This is a genomic window from Pseudomonas sp. FG6 (assembly GCF_057809015.1).
Window position 1 is genome coordinate 26,350 of sequence record NZ_JBMDJD010000001.1, and the last position, 19,427, is coordinate 45,776.

15 protein-coding genes are annotated in these 19,427 nt (G+C 59.7%); 7 read left to right on the top strand and 8 right to left on the bottom strand.

The features are described from left to right. Positions 1-4: 4 nt before the first annotated feature. From tssG to tssA, 6 genes are read right to left on the bottom strand one after another with little or no spacing between them, the layout of a single operon-like run. The gene (gene tssG / locus ACODSJ_RS00115) at positions 5-1,009 is read right to left on the bottom strand and encodes a type VI secretion system baseplate subunit TssG (RefSeq protein WP_489099799.1); all 1,005 of its coding nucleotides are present in this window, start codon (positions 1,007-1,009) and stop codon (positions 5-7) included. Continuing rightward, on the bottom strand, positions 973-2,760 hold the full coding sequence (gene tssF, locus ACODSJ_RS00120) for a type VI secretion system baseplate subunit TssF (RefSeq protein WP_489099800.1): 1,788 nt from the start codon (positions 2,758-2,760) through the stop codon (positions 973-975). Before tssF ends, tssG begins: the two co-directional genes overlap by 37 nt. Positions 2,761-2,766: 6 nt before the next feature. Beyond that, the gene (gene tssE / locus ACODSJ_RS00125) at positions 2,767-3,177 is read right to left on the bottom strand and encodes a type VI secretion system baseplate subunit TssE (RefSeq protein ID WP_489099801.1); all 411 of its coding nucleotides are present in this window, start codon (positions 3,175-3,177) and stop codon (positions 2,767-2,769) included. Positions 3,178-3,186: 9 nt separating this feature from the next. Continuing rightward, positions 3,187-4,662, bottom strand: coding sequence for a type VI secretion system contractile sheath large subunit (tssC, locus tag ACODSJ_RS00130; RefSeq protein WP_489099802.1), 1,476 nt, complete (start codon positions 4,660-4,662; stop codon positions 3,187-3,189). A 25-nt stretch (positions 4,663-4,687) separates the two neighbouring features. Continuing rightward, on the bottom strand, positions 4,688-5,191 hold the full coding sequence (gene tssB, locus ACODSJ_RS00135) for a type VI secretion system contractile sheath small subunit (protein ID WP_489099803.1): 504 nt from the start codon (positions 5,189-5,191) through the stop codon (positions 4,688-4,690). A 31-nt stretch (positions 5,192-5,222) separates the two neighbouring features. Then, positions 5,223-6,776: a type VI secretion system protein TssA gene (gene tssA, locus ACODSJ_RS00140; RefSeq protein WP_489099804.1), complete on the bottom strand. Its 1,554-nt coding sequence runs from the start codon at positions 6,774-6,776 to the stop codon at positions 5,223-5,225. A 775-nt stretch (positions 6,777-7,551) separates the two neighbouring features. On the opposite strand from tssA, the gene ACODSJ_RS00145 reads away from it, so the two are divergent. After that, entirely contained in the window at positions 7,552-7,911 is a 360-nt protein-coding gene (locus ACODSJ_RS00145; RefSeq protein ID WP_489099805.1) for a DUF6124 family protein, read from the top strand. Between the two features lie 237 nt (positions 7,912-8,148). Here the strand turns inward: ACODSJ_RS00145 and ACODSJ_RS00150 are convergent, their stop codons facing one another. Beyond that, a complete protein-coding gene (locus tag ACODSJ_RS00150) occupies positions 8,149-8,739 on the bottom strand; it encodes a DUF805 domain-containing protein (protein ID WP_489099806.1) in 591 nt (196 codons plus the stop codon). A 256-nt stretch (positions 8,740-8,995) separates the two neighbouring features. Between ACODSJ_RS00150 and ACODSJ_RS00155 the strand changes: the two genes are divergently transcribed. The 3 genes from ACODSJ_RS00155 (at position 8,996) to ACODSJ_RS00165 (ending at position 15,938) form a co-directional block, all read left to right on the top strand. After that, complete coding sequence (locus tag ACODSJ_RS00155; protein WP_489099807.1) at positions 8,996-10,027, top strand: histone deacetylase family protein; 1,032 nt, start codon at positions 8,996-8,998, stop codon at positions 10,025-10,027. A gap of 11 nt (positions 10,028-10,038) precedes the next feature. Continuing rightward, on the top strand, positions 10,039-11,139 hold the full coding sequence (locus ACODSJ_RS00160; RefSeq protein WP_489099808.1) for a polyamine ABC transporter substrate-binding protein: 1,101 nt from the start codon (positions 10,039-10,041) through the stop codon (positions 11,137-11,139). 254 nt (positions 11,140-11,393) lie between these two features. Continuing rightward, the gene (locus ACODSJ_RS00165) at positions 11,394-15,938 is read left to right on the top strand and encodes a dermonecrotic toxin domain-containing protein (protein ID WP_489099809.1); all 4,545 of its coding nucleotides are present in this window, start codon (positions 11,394-11,396) and stop codon (positions 15,936-15,938) included. A gap of 42 nt (positions 15,939-15,980) precedes the next feature. Here the strand turns inward: ACODSJ_RS00165 and pdxR are convergent, their stop codons facing one another. Continuing rightward, positions 15,981-17,528, bottom strand: a complete 1,548-nt coding sequence (pdxR, locus tag ACODSJ_RS00170; RefSeq protein WP_489099810.1) for a MocR-like pyridoxine biosynthesis transcription factor PdxR — start codon at positions 17,526-17,528, stop codon at positions 15,981-15,983. 100 nt (positions 17,529-17,628) lie between these two features. Between pdxR and ACODSJ_RS00175 the strand changes: the two genes are divergently transcribed. Genes ACODSJ_RS00175 through ACODSJ_RS00185 form a run of 3 tightly spaced genes read left to right on the top strand, consistent with a single transcriptional unit; the run spans position 17,629 to position 19,401 of the window. Then, positions 17,629-18,270 (top strand): FMN-binding negative transcriptional regulator, encoded by a 642-nt coding sequence (locus ACODSJ_RS00175; protein ID WP_489099811.1) that lies wholly within the window; start codon positions 17,629-17,631, stop codon positions 18,268-18,270. A 2-nt stretch (positions 18,271-18,272) separates the two neighbouring features. After that, positions 18,273-18,719, top strand: a complete 447-nt coding sequence (locus tag ACODSJ_RS00180; protein ID WP_489099812.1) for a GNAT family N-acetyltransferase — start codon at positions 18,273-18,275, stop codon at positions 18,717-18,719. Between the two features lie 10 nt (positions 18,720-18,729). Next, a complete protein-coding gene (locus ACODSJ_RS00185) occupies positions 18,730-19,401 on the top strand; it encodes a GNAT family N-acetyltransferase (protein WP_489099813.1) in 672 nt (223 codons plus the stop codon). Positions 19,402-19,427 lie beyond the last annotated feature (26 nt).

Sequence of the window (19,427 nt, forward strand, 5' to 3'; positions counted from 1 at the left end):
ATTCCTAAAGAGCCTGGTTGCCGAGGACGACCACGCCGTCGGCGCGTTCGTGCCCCAGCCAACTCGTCCATCCCAGGCGGCAGGTGTTTTGTTCGCCGATACACAACTCACGTATTTCCTGCCGACGCAGGACCAGGCGAATGTCATATTCGAGGGGATCGCGCAGGGTGAATCGCACCAGTGAGCACAACGGCTGGTAACCGGCACCGATGGGCAGGAACTCGTGGAAACGCTGCCAGTCCAGTTCACTCACATGGATCCGGAACTTGCCACTGCGATCGCGTACCCGCTCCCCCATTACCAGGTTGCCGCCCAACAGGCTGTTGGTGCGCCCCAGGCGATTGTGTTGCTCGCCCAGAATGTCCACACGACGCTCGACGCACTGCTCCAGATTCAGATGGGCATGCTTGAAGTAGTAACGCAGAACCGCTTCGATCAACGCCGCAGAATGGGCTCTCAGGCTCAGCAGGCCGAGATACGGCAGCAGACGCTTCCAATTCAGTTGGCTGGCCTTGCGTATTTCCTCGCCACCCAGGCCGATCAACGCAAACAGCTGCCCCGAAAAGGGGTCCCTGGCGCCGCTTTGGAAGCTTGCGCAATAGCGGTATTTACGCCAGATAGGCAGCATCAGTCGCTGAAGACGATGGTGGAACAGGTCGAGAAAATGGCGAGTGGGATTGCCATCCTCCTCCCCCAAGGCCTGTTCGCCATAAAAAGCCGGCAACGGCGATCCCGAACCTGCCAGACCGATCAGGTTCAAGCGCAGGCGTGCCCGCACCTGCCCCTGCTCCTCGAAGAACTCCACACGATCGATGTCGCTGCCGGGGAACCCCAGGGCGGGGTTCCCCTGGAACTCCAATTGCTCATACAGCGCTTCATCATCCAAATTGGGATGAGCCTCACGTAACCGGTCAATGACCAGTAACACGGCCTGGAAGAGTGTGTACTCACGTATTTTTCGCGTCAGCAGGCTTATAGAAGCGGCTGCTGGCCCATGCGGGGTGTCCATTGGTACACCTCTCCCTGTGTGCTATGCACTCGCAATTCGTGGAACGAATTGAGGCTGGCATAAAGTGCAAAAAACTCGTTGAGGACCGACGCAAAGACGAACAAGTCGCCCTCGCCGATGTACCCCCGTGGATCGATCGTCAGTTCCGTGCGCAAGCCACGGACCGGCAAGCCCCGATGCAGCCGATCGACAGGCTGGTGCCTGATCGACTTGAGCCCGTCCAGCAGGCACTTGCTGACCTTTTCTGTTTGTTCGTCGTGATAGCGCGGGAAGTCGTAGGTTTCGAGAATCACCTTGAGCGCATTGACGTCCGCCAGCGATAGGTAGTTGAGCGACATGTTGCTGATCAGCTTCCAGAGGAAGTCTCGGCTCAGCGGCGGCGCATAGCTGGGAGTGACAGGGCCGATATTGCGAAAGCCCAGCGCCTCAGGACTGTTCTCGCCCGGTTGGTCGATGTCACCCGGCTTGAGCTGGCGCGGCAGGTTTTGATTGGTGCACATCAGCTCAATCGACAAGGTTTCATAGGGCTGGGTGTGTCGAGCCGCAAAAGCCAGGCAGGTGTCGAGTCCACCATGCAATAACGACGGTCGCTGGCGAACGCTGTAGTAGGGACGGTTGTTGGGCACATCGAAGCTTGCGTCGTGCTCGAACGATTCGAACGGCACATAGGCCTGGTAGCCGAGACCACCGGGGCTCCACCCGGTGACGCTTTCGACTGAAAATACGCCGCAGTGCTCCAGGCCATGCCCCGCTGGCAACAGCAGATACTCATCCTGCTTGCCGTCCAGGCGAATCGGCTGCGCATCATGCTTGAACAAGTTGACGATAGGCGTGCAATACAGCTTCACGTTGTCCAGCGTCGGACGCAGCCGTTGGCTACCGCTCTTGCCAATGTCGAATCGCAGCTCTAGGCCATGCATCTGCTGGATACAGCGGTCTGGCGCCGCGTTGATCACGTCGAGGCCATCGACGTCGACGAACAGGAACTTGTCCTGGAAAGCGAAATACTCCTGCAGGTAGCGATAACCACGAAAGGTATTGAGCGGATACGGCACCAGAGCTTCGTCTTCGGCAAAGCCTACCGGCCGGACGCGGTCGATCGGAATCTTGAAGGACAGGAGCGAGCCATCGACAGCGACGATGGGCTGGCCGGTGCTGTCCAGCGGAACCAGTTCGATGCCTTCTAGGTTGTGCAAGAGGCCGAGATACAGCATCTGGCTGATGTAGCGTTCGCCAGTCAGGTGCAGGCGCAAGCGGTTCAGTTGCAACTCGCCCAAGTGGCCCTCGCAATGCATCGCCAGGCGCAAGCTCAACAGCGACCCGTCACCTTTCACTGAATAGCTCAATCCGATCAGGTCCAACGCCAGGACCTCGGTCGGATAACACGTCAGGAAACGACAGCGGACCTGCTGCACCGGCTTGCTTTCGACCGGTGTATTGCGCTCCACTCGTAGCGCGGGGCCAGACCGTTGTAGCGGATCGAACTGCAAGATGCTGAAGGCGGGTAATGGCCGCATGTAATTGGGCCAGAGCAACTGCATCAGCGAATGACTCAGCTCCGGCAATTCGTCATCGAGCTTCTGGCGCAGACGCCCCGTCAGGAACGCGAACCCCTCCAGTAACCGCTCCACATCCGGGTCCCGTCCGGCCAGCCCCAGGAACGGTGCCAACGCGGGGTTGCGCTCGGCAAAACGTCGCCCCAACTGACGAAGCGCCGTCAATTCACTCTGGTAGTAATGGTTGAACGACATGGGTGGCTATCCTTGACTGACCTTCACTTGGCCGCTGCCATCCAGGCATGCGGAAAAACTGACCTGGCGCTTTATCCCTTCCACCTCCAGCAACGCATCAATGCTGAAGGACAGACGAAGTTGGTCGGCGTGACTCGGTAACGAAGCGACGCACACACCTTTGAGGCGTGGCTCGTACGCCTCGATAAAGGTCTCGATCGCTTCGCGCGCCTGACTCCTCGCGTCATGCAGGCTCAAGCGCATGTCATTGAGATCCGGCAGGCCGTAGTCGGCCAACGTCTGCACGCTACCTGCGCGCGTGCTGAGCATCTTGCCCAGGTGCGCAGCCACGGAAGCCATGACGCAAACCTCCCGGCTCAAGCCTGTGCGTTGCTCGACATCCCCATTCAGGCGCTCGAAAAGACTGCCGTAGGACATGAACGGCCCTTATTCCTTGTCCAGCTTGCCCACCAACGACAGGGTGAAATCAGCTCCCATGTACTTGAAGTGCGGGCGGACATTCAGGCCGACGCGGTACCAGCCCGGCTCACCTTCCACCTCACTGACGATGATCTTTGCCGCACGCAGCGGACGACGGCCACGAACCTCGGCACTCGGGTTTTCCTGGTCGGCTACGTATTGGCGGATCCAGTTGTTCAGCTCACGCTCAAGGTCGGTGCGCTCTTTCCATGACCCTAATTGCTCGCGCTGCAGGACCTTCAGGTAATGGGCCAGACGATTGACGATCATCATGTACGGCAGCTGGGTGCCAAGGCGGTAATTGAGCTCCGCTCGTTTATCTTCGGCACTGATGCCAAAGAACTTCGCTTTCTGCACAGAACTTGCTGAAAAGAACGCGGCGTTATCGCTGCCTTTGCGCATGGTCAGGGAGATGAATCCTTCCTCGGCCAGTTCGTATTCGCGACGGTCGGAAACCAGCACCTCGGTCGGAATCTTGGTTTCGATTTCGCCCATGCTTTCGAAGTGATGCAACGGCAGGTCTTCGACTGCCCCGCCACTCTGAGGGCCGACGATGTTCGGACACCAACGGAACTTGGCGAAACTGTCGGTCAGCCGGGTACCGAACGCGAATGCAGTATTGCCCCACAGGTAATGCTCGTGGCTGTTGGCAACGGTCTCCTTGTAGATGAACGACTTGACCGGGTTTTCTTGTGGGTCGTACGGACTGCGCAATAGAAAGCGCGGTACGGTCAGGCCAAGGTAACGAGCGTCTTGCGACTGACGGAAACTCTGCCACTTGGCGAATTGAGGGCCTTCGAAATGGTCCTTCAGGTCTTTGAGGTCGGGCAGGCCAGTGAAGCTTTCCAGGCCAAAGAATCTTGGACCAGCCGCAGCAATGAACGGCGCATGGGACATGCAGGCGACACTTGACACGTACTGCATCAACTTCACGTCCGGCGAGCTCGGGGACATGAAGTAATTGGCGATGATCGCGCCCACCGGCTGTCCACCGAACTGACCGTATTCAGCGGTGTAGATGTGCTTGTACAGACCCGACTGCATGACCTCCGGCGAGTCTTCGAAATCGTCCAGCAGATCGCTCTTGGAGACGTTGAGCATTTCAATCTTGATGTTTTCACGAAAGTTGGTGCGCTCTACCAATAACTGCAAACCACGCCACGCCGATTCCAACGCCTGGAATTGCGGGTGATGGAGGATCTCGTCCATCTGGCGACTGAGCTTGGCATCGATCTCGGCGATCATGCGGTCAACCAGGGCTTTCTTGACCGGTTCGCCGCTGTTGTGCGGCTTGAGCAGTTCTTCGATGAACGCTGACACACCGCGTCTGGCGATGTCGTAGGCCTCATCGTCCGGAGTCAAGCGAGTCTGGGCGATGATACTTTCAAGAATGCTGTGGTCACCGCTGTCCTGGCTTTGCTGTTGTGCTGCATGGGTACTCATGTGTCGGCCTCCTTGGCTGGAAGAATCAAGCATTCGCGACTGGAGCATTCAGGCCCAGCTCATCGAGTACGCGACTGCGGGAACTGTCATCGGCGAGCACGCTTTCGATAGCTTTGCGAAAGGCCGGTGCATTACCCAACGGCCCCTTGAGCGCTACCAACGCATGGCGCAGCTCCATCAGTTGTTGAAGTTGCGGCACTTGCTCGACGAGGCTTGCCGGGTTGAAGTCCTTCATCGAGTGCATGCGCAGTTGCACAGCCAGTTCCTCGTTACCGTGCGCGTCCTGAAGACGGTTCGGCACACTCAGGCTCAAGTTCAACTCTTGCTTGGCCAGTACCTCGTTGAAGGTCATCTTGTCGATGCCAATGGGCTTGCGGTCCTCGAGCTTGCGCTCGTCCCTGCGGTGGGTGTAGTCGCCGACAGCCAACAGCTTAAGCGGCAGTTCGATCTCTTCCTGAGCGCCGCCGGTGGCAGGCTTGAAGGTGACGTTGATGCGTTCCTTGGGGGCGACCGAGCCGTCTTTGGCCATGATTTGCTCCTTACGATTTGGACCCGAGGGTCTATTCAATGACCCGTTCCAGGTCGAGGTGACATAACCTGCGATAGGTCTCTTCCCTGCGCTCGCGCACGGCTTGGTTCTGGGGCAATAGCTCGCAGCAGTGGTGCAAAAGGCGCAGCACCCGCAGCGAAAGATCGGGCTCCCAGGCGTTGAGGCCTGCTTCTTGTAACTTCTGATCGAGCGCTTCGAGCTGGACCTTGACGAGTTCGTATTTCTTGGCCGCGAAGCACAAGCGAGCCATCGAGAACTGCCAAAGAAACCGCTCACGCGCGCCCTGGGCACCCTGCATGCCTTGCATGAGCAACTGCACACTGGGTTTGAGGCCATCCCTGGGCAGAATCGACCGAGCCTCTTGCAGCGCCAGCTCACAGGGCGCGAGCTCGCCGATAACATCGGTAGGGGGTGCAGCGGGACTTTGCAGATGAGGCATGACTTGGGCAGTGATCCAGGCCTGCGTAGCCGGATCGGCGAATGGCGTACCGTCATGCCAGCGCAACTCGATCACACCGGGCAAACGCTGGATGAACCACGCAAGATGGATTTCCACTTCTCGCATAGCCGGTTCCGCGTTGAGCCCTTGCAGGCACTCCCAGGCAAGCCTGTGACCATCGAGCCAAAACGGTGCCGTCGTCAGGCTCGTCTCGACTTCTACCAGCAAATTCGCGTAGTGCCCCTGCTGGAGGCTGTCCCAATAGGCCTTGAGCCTGTCCGCTGGCGGGCTGCGCAACTGAGTGACCTGTTCGGCGTTGCGCTCGGGCATGGTATCGATGGCCAGCCAGAGCAAGGCGCGGTTCAGGCGCAAAGCCCGGGGATCGGTCGCTTTTTGTTTGAGCCACCAGGTGCACAACGCACGCGCACCGTCCTGCTGAGCGCGCAGGGCCTTGTGAGCTTCTTTTTCGTTCTCGATCGGCGCGCCGGGACTGAGCAGTTGGGTGGCGGCTTGTTTCACCTGGGCCACGACCGTGCCGATGGCACCCGTTGACGGCAGGTTGTCAGTCACCCCTCGGAGACGGTTGTTGAGTCGCCGGCACAGCGGCAACAACAGCGGAGCTTCATCGCCCAGGTGCGCGGTGCACGCGGCATCGAGGCCTTCAAGTTGTTCCGCCAGACGACGGAACATAGGCAGTTGCTCCTTGATCGCAACGTCTTCGCTCAATGCCTGTTCCAGGCGCGGGACCAGCCATTGAATGCCAGCAGCGCGGGTCCGCGGCTTGGCCGGGTGCAGCTCCGGCCAGTGGTTTTCGCACCAATGGCGCAGCAGGCCGAGGCCGGCCAACAGCCCCAGGAAGGACTCGCGTTGATACAACGCCCACGTCAACCAGCACGCCACGCGCAGATCCTTCGACTGAGTGCGCAACAACGCCTCGCTCCCCTCAAGGATCTTCAGCCAGTCGACCTGACCGCCTTCATGCATTGAACAGACTTTGCCCAACTCGCTTTCCAGCGCTTCGTATTCATCTGAAAAACGCACGTCCGCACCCGCGAAGCACTCCAGGGAGACTGGAGATTTGGCGAGGGCCAGGTAATGGGCGGACAGTTTTTCGGAATACGACATTTACGACTCTGGTTGGAAAATGGTGTTAATGACGCGGTCGACAGTGACCATGCAACTATTCGAGGCAATAAATTTATTGTTCTTGTAGGAAGTTTCGCCAAATACAGGAACGCTTCTTCACAGCAATGACACTGACCGATCTATGGCCCTTCAAAGGCTGCGAAGGATGCCAAAGTTTTAACGGTAAAAAAGTAGGACCTTTCGCTTTTTAAAAGGAAAACTGGAGTCTCTTGAATCGTCAAAAATTTCCGAAGCCGACATCCATTTGGCAACCATCGAATACATCATTTCGTCAACTTTAAAACCAATTCAAAACCCTTCATCACGAACACAGTTCAGCCCCAACGAAACTAAGTTTTCCTCGGCTGACTTAGCTACAACACCTATTGGTCATCAGTTTGAGCAAGTGGGCCGTAGGCAATAAACATCGACGTTTATTCTCCTGCCGCTAACCTTCCGCCAAGCCACGTATCCTTGCGCCTTTGCCTACAACTACGCCAGAATCCGCCTGCTTGTGCGCCTTGCCCACGGGTTCTATCGTTTCCCTGCCACTGCCCATCAGTGGTCGGGTTTAGTAGCCCTGGTTGGAAATACATAATGGTTGCATGAGTCTCATCAGTCAGGCGTTGCCTGCACTTGATGGTGGCTGTGCGCATGGCGCCTTCGGGCGCGCCGGGCTTTTATGTATTTTCCTCCGGTCTACTAACTTGCGCACAGCCGCCACCCCTTCGTTTAGTAGCGAGATGGTTGCGGCCTACTAAATGGAAAAATGCATATGTTCAAGATAACTCCGAACCCTCCAGGAACTGACTCAACGTCTGCCCCTTCTGGTCGCAAAAACAAACAGCAGGACGAAGCCGCCAAACGCGCCTTGGATTACTACCTGCTACCGAAACCGGAAAAGTCCGAAGATGCATCCAAACCGGACCAGCTCTTTACCGTCGCAAAAAGCGCCGACAACGAATGCCTACTCGCCAACCTCAGCGAGAACCTGGCATCAGCCGACGCGATGATCAGCAACCTAGCCTTCGACCTCGAAGGCCCCCGCCGCCACATAGCGCTCGGCGTCCAGCAGTTGATTGAGTTGAGTTCATTGCTGGCGAACCGAGCGCTGGATAACGTCGATCCGCACTAGCAATCAAGAGCAAAGAAAAAAGGCATATTGGTTAATTCCAATATGCCTTTTTCAATATTCACTTCACGAACAGAGCGCCACAGACCGCAACCGGCCAAGAGCGGACGTTTGGAGCAGAAAAATTAATCTGTTCTCTTTTCCGTTCTCTTTTCCCAATGGAGGACATCACCGCGGCGTACACAGGGCTATCGCGTGGTGCGCGCCACGCAAAGAGGCGAAGCATGGGCTTCGCGTGCGCTAACGCCATGCCTGAATCAATGCATTAGCGAACCACTCGTAGAGTGCCTCTGGGTTGTATTGGGGAAAATACGCAATTAGCGCGGTTGTAGTTACAAGCATCAGCACCACCAACAGCGCGGTAAGTAGCTTTACCAACGTTGAGAGAGGTGGATTGGGCGGGCCGTATTTATTAATCGCTTTATGCCCCGGAAGCATGACGAGCGGAAGCGCTATCACATAGCCGATAACAGGGAACACGAAGAGAATTGCCCATTTCGGACTCCAGCCTAGATCACGTGCCCTGCGTACCAGTAGAGACACGTCGAGCAGGATGGCAGGAACGACAACGGTGACACCGACTGTCAGCAAAACCACCAGTTGATGGCCCAACCCCACCATAAAGAACGCCAGCAAAATGCACGGAAGAACCAGCACCAAGGGCACACGAATCAGCCAGAAGCGCGCCAGAGAAATACGCCCGGAAAAATCAAAAATCTTGGGTTTTGAAAACGTGACAACCTCGTCGTCAATCAGTTGGGCGTCGCCCAGTTGGTATGGGTTTTCGATTTCGCCGCTGATGCTGCCGAAAACGGGTTCTATCCTTGCCATTTAGGTTCTATTCCCTTGTGTTTTGATGGTGCTGTTCACGTCACAACGTTTACGCCTCGTATCTAATCGAAGGCCGGCATCAAACTCAAGAGAAGACGCATGCCCCAACCCCGCACACCCCCGCGCCAACAAGGGGCCATTTACGGTCAAACCTTTTGGCCACATCGATCCCCTTTTGGCCTCTCCTGCCGTTTTCTTCAAACGCCCCACACCGCGAGACTGTGACCACACGGATCAGCCTTGCGGAGAACAACAAATGCTGACGATCTATTCGGACGATCACCACCTGCACCACGGGCGCTGCGAGTTGATGGACGGGCAGTTGATGCCTTGCTTCGAAATGCCCTCGCGGGCCGATCATGTACTGGAACGGGTCAAGGCCCGGGCGTTGGGGCCGGTGCAGGCGCCGCAGGATTTTGGCTTGGCGCCGATCCAGCGCATTCACAGTGCGGCGTACCTGGAGTTCTTCAAGGGCGCGTGGGAGCGCTGGACGGCGTTCAACCGCGAAGGCGATTTGCTGCCGTTCACTTGGCCGGCGCGCACGTTGCGCAGCGTTATCCCGAAGAGCCTGCACGGTCAGCTCGGTTATTACAGCTTCGACGGTGGCGCGCCGATCACGGCGGGCACTTGGCAAGCGGCGTATAGCGCCGCCCAGGTGGCCCTCACCGCCCAGGCCGAGATCCAGCGCGGGGCCCGCAGTGCCTTTGCGCTGTGCCGCCCGCCGGGCCACCACGCCGCCAGCGATTTGATGGGCGGCTATTGCTACCTCAACAATGCGGCCATCGCCGCCCAGGCCTTTTTGGACCAGGGCCATGCCAAGGTCGCGGTGCTCGATGTGGACTACCACCACGGCAACGGCACGCAGTCGATTTTCTATGGGCGCCGCGACGTGTTGTTCACTTCGATCCACGGCCACCCGGAGGCCGAGTTTCCGTTCTTCCTCGGCTATGCCGACGAGCACGGCGAAGGCGCCGGTGAAGGTTTCAACTTCAACTACCCGTTGCCGGCCGGCTCGGCCTGGGACGCCTGGAGCGCGGCCCTGGAGCAGGCCTGCGGCGAGATCCAACGCTACGACGCGGATGTCATCGTGGTGTCGCTGGGCGTGGACACTTTCAAGCACGACCCGATCTCCCAATTCAAGCTCGACAGCCCGGACTACCTGGCGATGGGCAAGCGCATCGCGGCGCTCGGTAAACCGACCCTGTTTGTCATGGAAGGCGGCTACGCGGTGGCGGAAATCGGCATCAATGCCGTGAACGTTCTCGAAGGTTTCCAAGACGCCCAATGAGGAGCAACAGCATGAACAGACTCAAGCGTTTGGTGGTGCCGGCCCTGTGTGCCGGGTTGCTGTGCGGGGCCGCGCAAGCCGAAGAACGAACCCTGCGCGTCTACAACTGGTTCGACTACATCACGCCCAAGGCCCTGGACGATTTCAAGGCGCAGAACAGCCAGGTGAAGTTGGTCTATGACATCTTCGACACCAACGAGGCGCTGGAAGCCAAGCTGCTCACCGGCAATTCCGGTTACGACGTGGTGGTGCCGTCCAACGTGTTCCTGGCCAAGCAGATCGAGGCCGGGGTGTTCCAACCCCTGGACCGCAGCAAGCTGCCGAACTGGAACCACCTCGATCCCAAGCTGATGAAGCTGATCGAAGCCAACGACCCAGGCAATCAGTTCGCCGTGCCCTACATGTACGGCACCATCCTGATCGGCTTCAACCCGGACAAGGTCAAGGCCGCCCTGGGCGACAACGCACCGGTCGACAGTTGGGACCTGATCTTCAAGGAAGAGAACATCAGCAAGCTCAAGCAGTGCGGCGTGGCCTTGCTCGATTCGCCTTCGGAAATCCTGCCCCTGGCCTTGCAGCACCTGGGCCTGGACCCCAACAGCAAGAAACCGGCGGACTATGCCAAGGCCGAGGCGTTGTTGCTGAAGATCCGGCCGTACATCACCTACTTCCACTCGTCGAAGTACATGGCCGACATCGCCAACGGCGACATCTGCGTGGCGGTGGGTTACTCGGGCAGCTTTTCCCAGGCGGCCAACCGCGCCAAGGAAGCCAAGAATGGTGTGACGGTGGACATGCGCCTGCCCAAGGAAGGCGCGCCGATCTGGTTCGACATGCTCGCCATTCCCAAAGGCGCGAAGAACCCGGACGACGCCTACACCTTCATCAACTATTTGTTGCAACCGCAGGTGATCGCCCCGGTCAGCGACTTTGTCGGTTATCCGAACCCGAACAAGGACGCCACGACGATGGTCGACCCGGCGATCCGTGGGAACCCCAACCTGTATCCGACCGAAGCGGCCATGGCCACGCTCTACACCTTGCAACCCTTGCCCAAGGACGCCGAGCGGGCACGGACGCGGGCCTGGACGCGCATCAAGTCCGGCCAGTAGTCCCCCTCCACACCGCCTCGCAACGACCTGTGCCGAGGTGAGGCGGCCTATACATAGTTACCACCTCCCCGGCCCTGCGCCTGCCTAGCATGGAAAACCCGAAGCGTTCTGGCTTCGGGCTTTCATGCATGGCCACACAGGGAGAACACCGGATGCCAGGCACCTCTACGCTCGTACCTTCGACACCTTCGACACCTTCGACACCTTCTGCGCCTTCTACCGCCACACCCCTCGAATCCAGCCTCGGGGACGCTGTGATCAACCAGTTGCTCGCAGGCCCCACCTCCGCGGAAGTGGCCGCCAGGCTGCTGCGCGAAAACCTCAAGAAACTGTACCCCGCCCTGCACCTCGATCCGAACAACACGGTGGTCGGCGAGCCGAATTGGGAGATCGTCGACGGCCAGCTCGTGGAGCTGCCCACGCGTTATCAGACGCTCAGCGACATCTTGGCCGCGCGCCAATCGGAGAGCGAGCCGACGCTGCTGGTCGAAGGGTTCCACTTCCTCAGCCAACTGCCCCTCTCCACCCCCGAGGTGCACCTGCCGGTGCGCATCAGCCAGATTGGCGGTTTGATCAACGAACTGGTGCCTGTCATGACACCGGCCTGCCAGGAACAGCAACTGGCGTACTGGAATACGTCGCTCGGCACCTCCGCACCTCGCTGGCATGAGCTGTCCAATACGCTGCGCAAGTTCTGGGACGTCAGCGAAGTCCAGGACTGGACCGCGACCGAATGCGACATGGCCCGGCAACTGTTTCGTTATCCCGTGCTCAAGGACCGCAAGGATCACGGCCGCTACGACACACACGCGTACCTGGTCGACATCGATGAAGTGGTGGGTGGTCAGGCAAAACGGCTGATCGAGAACATGCTGGTGGTGCTGATCGGTCAGATCGACAAACAGCAAACCATCCTGGCGTACTCCCTGCGCAACGGCTATGAGAAGTTCGATTCGCTGCAGGCGCTGGGGCAGTCCCTCCCGGGGCATTTAGGCGTGGTCAATGGTCGGAAGATCCGGTGGCGGCTGTATGAACCTGCCGGCAACATCTTCGACTACAAGGCCTGCGGGCTGATCGCGACCCAGGTCAAGATCCTCGACTCCCCCGAGATACTGGAAAGGTTCATATCTGAAGAAGGTGAGCAGCCCGCAGCCAATGGGCTCAGCGTGGCCGATGGTCCCAGCGTGGCCTGGTTCCAGAAACAGATGCCCGATTGGTTGGAGCAAGCGTCGACGTCCGACCAGGTCCAGTTCGCTCAGCTCATGAAAAACCTGTCGGCGCTGAGCAGTGCCCATGCGGGCAAGGCGTATCAGGACGACATCCCCAGCCTCAAAAGCTACGCCTTGACCGCCCTCAAGCAGCAGATGCAAGCAGAGCATGCCGACGCCTCGACGCTCGACCCGGAAAAGATCGAGATCCAGATACAAACCCCCGTTGTCTGGGGCACGTTCTTTGTCCCCGGAGCGGTCGACACCACCCGGCTGAGCCTTGTCGAGCTGGCGCTGCAAAACCTGATCGCGCTGCCCCTGGGCAACAAGGTTGTCCGGTCTCTAGATAACACGGCGTTGCCGGCCTGGATGAGCGTCGACTACATCGAAGCGCTCGTGAGCAAAGTCGACATCGGACGCGTCTATCCCGACCTGGTCAAGCGCAAGCTCCTGGACGATCCGGCAGAGTCCGCGCGGCGCCAGGAACTGTACACCTCCCAGTTGCGTATCCAGTTACCCATGCTGGCGCTGGAGAGCAAAATCCGTAAGCGGGGGAACATCGACGAACGAGGCTACCGGTATGTCGCCGCGCTCATGGAGGCCGAGGAAGCCGACCGCCGGGTGGACGGGCAGATCATCGTCCTGCGCAAACTGGCCTTCATTTCCAATCAGCCGGCGAGCACCTCCGAGGACGCCGTGACCAATATGTTCGTGATCGGCCCGCAAGATCTGGAGGCCGGTCCCTGCGTGCTCTATCGCCCCTTGCTTGAGCCGCAGTTGATCCAGTACCCGACACCGAGCAATCTGCTCTATGCGATTCGGCAAACACCTGCTTTGCGCGAATCGGTGCTGGCATGGCTGCCCGATGAAGCGCGCACGTATTACAGCCGCTATGTGTTCTCCGGTGCGGTGCCCTCCCCTTGGGCGATCGTGGAGTTCACCGCAGACCCCTTCTGGGCCTGGTTCAACAGCGCTCCCGTCAGCCTGAGCACCACCGACCTGGGCCCGGATTTCTTGCCGTTGCTGTTCAAGGCCAATGCCGATGCCCTGGTGGAACTGGCCGACCGCCAATCGGTTTCCAACCGCGAGAACCGCTGGCAGACCTTCAAGCAAGCCGGCTGGCTGATTTTCAACCTGGCCCTGCCCTATCTGGGCGCCGCCGTGGGCACCGCGACCTGGCTCTGGCAAATCCTGGACGACGTTGAAACGCTGACGCAAACCGGCGACAGCGCCAACCATCAGACCAAGTGGGATGCGTTCGTCGACCTGCTGCTGAACATGGCCATGGCGATCACGGTTCACGCGATCGAACGTGCCCAGCAAAACGCCCGCAGCCGGCGATCGACGACGACGCCAGAGAAGTTACCCGTGCTTGAAAACCTGCCGAAGCCGCCGCTCATCATCGAAAAACTTACGCCCTTGGCGAGCAAGGAACTGCCACCCGAACACTATGACGGCATCCACAGCAGCGGCGCCCTGGCAGGCAAATCCGGTGACCGCGCAACGCTCCTGGAGAGCTTTGCCATCGACCCGCCCTCACCCTCCGGCGAGCTCCAGACCGAAGGCATGTTCAAGGGGCTCTACCAGCAGGGAGACGATTGGTACGCAAAAATGGCCGGCAAATGGTTCAAGGTCCTTGTCGAGGGCGAGCGTGTGTCCGTGGTCGATGGCAAGAACCCTGAACGGGCAGGCCCCGCCCTGAGGCACACCTACGACGAATGGCATGTCGACACGCGCCTGCGGCTGCGCAGCAGCGGAGCCAAGGAAACCCGACAAAAAGTCATCCGCGAGGCGAAGAGTCTCAGCACTCGCCTGCTTGCCGAACTCAATCGCTTCGAAAAAAAGAAACCGGAGGGCCAGCTGCTGCTGACCATGAATGCGCAGCAGTTGAACAAGGCCACGAGCGCCGCCAAGGAAACCAAACGCATCGTTTACCTGAGCACCTTGAAGACCCAGCGCGACAGTTATGAAGAGGCGTTGAAAATACTGACCGAATGGCCGGTCTTCCAGTCCCGGCCCGACGCCCCGCAAGTACGGCTCAGCTACCTGAACGCGCAAATCAACTTCACCTTCGAAGAAATCAACGCCCTGAAGGAACGATTTACCCCCGTGCTGAGGGATGCCCTGGAGATGAGCACTTCACGTATCGAGGAAGTGGAGCAACAGCACGTGGACACCGCCGACGGCATGATCCGGGTCGGTGACGACATGATTGAACGGCTGGACTACATGGAGACACGCTTTGTCAGCCTCAAGAAACTGGGCCGCCAAGGCTTTGAATTCATCCGCGGTTACCGTGGGAAAATGCCCGCGTACAAGAGCGATGCGATTCGACTGATCCAGTTGGACATGTATCGACACCTGTGCCTGACGCTCGAAAGCGTCAGCATGGTGCCCGAGGGCTGGGCAGACATTAACCAGATGGTCGATAACACCACGGTGGCGTTTCAAAGCTTGCACGACGCCATTGAAGAGCGAAGCGTGATTCGGCTGGACGAGCAGATCGACGCCTTCGGCAGCCTGACGGAACAGTTCACGGCCATCGAAGAGCACCTGGAATACGTGCGCAATGAGTACAAGGACAACATCCGGCCGGCCGAACTCAGTCGGCTGGGTAAGCATGTCGCGCTGCTCAGGACGCGGGCGCTGGTCGAACTGACTCGCGCGCTGGACGAAAGAAGCAACCAGCGCAGCTTGGGCAATCCCTACGAAAAACGCCCGCGCACGCGCAAGAGGTTCGTCAGGGCGCGTTTCTGGGGCCTCGTCAGTGGCGAAGTTCGCTTGAACAAAATGCGGGAAGAGACCGATTGGCTCGACGTCAAGAACCCACTCACGGACAAGGTCATCGCCACCTTCCATCGCAAGGAAACCGGTGAGTGGGTGCCCCACACGAACGCTGAGACTTCCCTGGCCGTTCCGACCCTGGCCACCAGCGTCACGAAGGGCAGGACCCTGGTCAATGGCCTGGCGGCGTTCAAGACGCAGATCGAACAATATGTGAGCAATCCAGGCCGATCGGCCACCGGCATCGGGATCATCCTGAATGCCCATGCGGCACGGATGGAGAAGGTCGGGGTTGCGATCAAGAAGGCGCTGGACAGCCTTGCCAATGAAACGGTGAGCATTCCCGCTGCCGAGCAACGCCTGGCCGAAGCCACCCGCCTGGAACTCAAGAGGGCCTCCAAGACCCTTTATGAGGAAGGCTTCGAAACGGTCCTGAAAACCATCAAGCTACGTCCGCCGACCATGGACGGCATTCTCTGGCTCAAGAGCCGGAACCTGATTTCCATCACCCGGCAGAAACAACGGCAACGCATCAAGCGCCCGGTCCACGCCTACCTCGACCGATACGAGATCAGGGACCGCAAAGAGAACAAGACGCTCTGGTTCGCAGACTTCCACTACTCAACCGACTGGGTCCCCGCCCATGCTTATCTTTCTGCACGCTTGAAGACCCCGGAGCAGGTCAACAAGGTCATGACCAACAGTTCCTTGCAGACGCTCGATGAGCAAAAACTGATCAACTATTACCGCAGCGAAATTGCCGTGGACCAGGCCATGGAAGTGTTCTTTGCCAAGCGCTCTTCCTGAGTAACGACGCCCGGACGGCCCCCGATGCCGGGCGTTGCAGCGTTACCCTTGCCAGGCTTTTGCCAGCTTCGCCAGCGCGATGCCAATCGCCTCGGGCGGGACCGCCGCAAAGCCCAGCACCAACCCGGCGCGCACCTGCGTCGGGGTCGTGGTGGGTAACCAATAACTGCTCAAGCCGTTGATTTCGACACCCGCCGCGACTGCTTGGGCGATCAGTTCGCGCTCACGTTCCAGGCTCTCCACCGGCACCGTGACGTGCAGTCCGGCCACGACCGCAGGCAGCGTGCCAACCCCCGCGAGCGCCTTCGGCCAGCCCGCGAGCAAGGCGTCACGCCGCGCCAGTGCGGCCCGGCGCATACGGCGGATGTGCCTTTGGAAATGCCCGGCGGCCATGAACTCGGCCATCACCGCCTGGCTACTGGCTTCCGAATGGCGAACGTCCACCGCGCGGCGTCGGGCGAAGGCGTTCACCAGGCCGGGCGGCAATACCAGGTAGCCCAGGCGCAAGGCCGGGAACGCGACCTTGCCGAAGGTCCCGACGTAAAGCACCCGGCCCTGGCGATCCAATGCGGCCAAGGGTGCCAGCGGCGCGCCGCTGTAGCGGTATTCGCCGTCGTAGTCGTCCTCGACGATCCAGCCGTCGTTGCGCTCGGCCCAGGCCAGCAGCTCCAGCCGCCGCGCCAGGCTCATGACCACGCCCATCGGGTATTGATGGGAAGGCGTCACGTAGGCCAGGCGACAGTTGTCCAACGCCCCGAGGGCCGCACAATCCAGGCCATCGCTGTCCACCGCTACGCCGCGCACATCGGCACCGGCCACGGCAAACGCATGGCCGGCGGCACGATAGCCCGGGTTTTCCACCGCAACGATGTCACCAGGATCCACCAACAGCTGTGCACAAAGACTGATACCTTGCTGGGCACCACTGGTGATCACAATTTGTTCAGCCGTGCATGACAGGCCGCGAGAACTGCGCAGGTACGCAGCAATCAAACCGCGCAGACGCTCGTCGCCTTGGGAATCGCCATAGCACAGTTGCTGCAAGTCCGGCTTGCGCCAGAACGCCGCATTCAGCTTGGCCCAGACGTCGAAAGGGAACAGATCGAACGCCGGAATACCCACCCGAAACGCCTTGGGCGGGCCGCTGGGCGGCAGTGCCAAATGGTGTTTTTCGACCCTTTCCAAGGCTCCACTGTGGATAACTTTACTGGACGAAACCACAGGCAAATCCAACCAATCTGTGGATAAGGTTGGGGATAAGCCTGTTGAAAACCCTGTGGATACATTTGTGGATATGTTTTTGAGCGGCAAGGTCGTCGAAGACAGTTTTGCCACGTAGGTCCCATCGCCCACCCGCCCTTCAATGAAACCCTCGGCGTAGAGCTGGTCGTAGGCCCGCACCACGCTGTTGCGGGAAATCGACAGCGCGGCGGCGAGGTCACGACTGGCCGGCAGGCGCGTGCCGCTGGCGAGCCGCCCATCCAGCACCCGGGCACGCAAGGCCTGGTAGAGCTGACGACTGAGGCCGTGACGGCGATCCAGCTCGATGCCGGCGGGGTTGAACGACAGCGGTGGCAAGACGTTGTTCATGGCAATGCTCGCAAATGGACCTATCGAATTGACCGCAAGTGGCTCTTACAACAGACCAATAGCCTGCCTAGGATGCTCGCATTCGCCAAGGAAAATCGCCATGTACAACCCGAAAGCCTTTGCCACCTACGACCTTCCTCAGCTCCAGCGGATGATGGACGACTGCCGCCTGGCCGTGTTGATCACCCACGGTGAACACGGTTTGCAGGCCAGCCACTTGCCGCTGTTGCTGGACACCCAACAAGGCCCCAATGGCAGCCTCTACGGGCACATGGCCCGAAGCAATCCACAATGGCAGGACCTGCAAGCAGGTGCCGAGGCGTTGGTGGTATTCGCCGGGGCCGACGCCTACGTCAGCCCGGACTTTTACCCGAGCAAGGCCGAGCACGGCAAAGTCGTGCCGACCTGGAACTACCTGGCCGTGCACGCTTATGGCACCGCCGAAGTCTTCAGCGATGCCCATCGCCTGCGCAACCTGGTGAGCGCCCTCACCGATCGCCACGAAACCGGCCGCGCCCAGCCTTGGAAAGTCGATGACGCACCGCCTGAGTACATCGACAGCATGCTCAAGGCCATCGTCGGTTTCGCCCTGCCCATCCAACGCCTGGAAGGCAAACGCAAGCTCAGCCAGAACCGCAGCCCCGTCGACGCCGCCGGGGTACGCCACGGGCTGGCCGCCAGCCCCGACCCGCAAGACCAACGCCTGGCGCGCCAGATGCCTGCCCCCTCAACCAAGGAGTGAACATGAAACCTGTAGCGATCCGCCTCGTGACCGCCGACGATCACGCCGCCTGGCTGCCGCTGTGGCACGCCTACCTGCGGTTCTACAACACTGAACTGCCGGACACGGTGAGCCAAAGCACCTGGCAGCGCCTGCTCGACGAGCGCGAACCGACCCATGGCGCGCTCGCCTGGGACGGCGACACGGCGGTGGGCCTGGTGCATTTCATCTATCACCGTTCGAACTGGAGCATCGAGAATTCCTGCTACCTGCAAGACTTGCTGGTGACCGAGCAGACCCGTGGCACGGGCGTGGGTCGCCAGTTGATCGAGTTCGTCTATGCCACCGCCAAGGCCGATGGTTGCTGCAAGGTGCACTGGCTGACCCACGAAACCAACGCGACGGCGATCCGGCTCTATGAGCGCGTTGCAGAACGTCCAGGCTTCATCCAATTTCGCAAAGCCCTGTAAGGAGCGCAGCATGTCGACCTCACTCGCCGATTGGAAAGGTGTCCCGGCGCCCTCTGCCCAGTTGCTCGAAGGACGTTTCATCCGCCTGGAAAAACTCGACCCGGCGCGTCACGCCGACGGTTTGTGGCAAGCCCTGGAAGGCCCCGGCGCCGACCCGAAACTCTGGGATTACTTGCCCTATGGGCCGTTCACCGAGCGTGGCGCGTTCGATGCCTGGCTGAACAACCACGCGGCCAACAGCGACCCGTATTTCTTCAGCGTGATCGACCGCGCCAGCGGCAACGTACAAGGCCTTCTCAGCCTGATGTCCATCGTGCCGGCCCAGGGCCGCATCGAGATCGGCCACGTGACCTTCGGCGCGCCGATGCAGCGTTCGCCGAAAAGCACCGAGGCGGTGTACCTCTTGGCGAAAGAGTCTTTCGCCCTGGGCTATCGGCGCCTGGAATGGAAGTGCAACAACGCCAACGCCCGTTCCAAATACGCCGCCGAACGGCTGGGCTTCACGTTCGAAGGGGTGTTCCGCCAGCACATGGTGGTCAAGGGACAGAACCGCGACACCGCGTGGTACTCGATGCTCGACACCGAATGGCTGGCGATCCGGGCCGGGTTCGAGCAGTGGTTGAGCGAGGACAATCAGCGCGAGGGCGGGCAGGTTCGGGGGTTGGTGGAGTGTCGGTCATAAGTGATGGTGGCTGATGGTTCGCCATC